At 36.5% G+C, this 524-nt stretch carries 1 pseudogene; it reads left to right on the plus strand.

Going from position 1 to position 524, the window contains the following annotated elements:
- Positions 1-524, plus strand: a pseudogene (locus tag PVA17_RS24940) (penicillin-binding protein); the annotation flags it as partial.

The following is a 524-nucleotide window of genomic DNA, read 5'->3' on the forward strand; positions in this document are numbered from 1 at the left end:
GCTGCCTATGAAAAAGTAACAGATAAAGAAAAAAAGAAAATTAGGGCACAGGAAAATGTAACGGAAAGTCAAATCAATGCACAAATAGATAAACTTGTTCGTGAACGAATTACAAACGAAGAATTATTACAATTGACAGATAAGGACTTAGAAGTACTAGCAATCTACCGAGAGATGGCATCCGGATACAATTTATCACCGCAAATTATTAAGAGTGAAAATGTATCTGCCGATGAATTTGCGCGTGTCTCTGAGCGATTAACTCAATTAACAGGCGTTAACACAACAACTGACTGGAAGCGTTTGAAATTATCCTCACTCGCTATTTTAGGACGCACAACAGTACCAGCAAAAGGGATTCCAAAAGAAAAGCTAAATTATTATTTAGCTCGTGATTATTCACGAAATGACCGTGTTGGTGAAAGTTATATTGAAGCGCAATATGAAGATTTACTGCAAGGGCAAAAATCAGTCGTTAAAAATATTACGAATAAAAAAGGGCAGGTAGTCGATACGGTTACGAC

This window comes from Lysinibacillus sp. CNPSo 3705, from assembly GCF_028674935.1.
Lineage (GTDB): Bacteria > Bacillota > Bacilli > Bacillales_A > Planococcaceae > Lysinibacillus.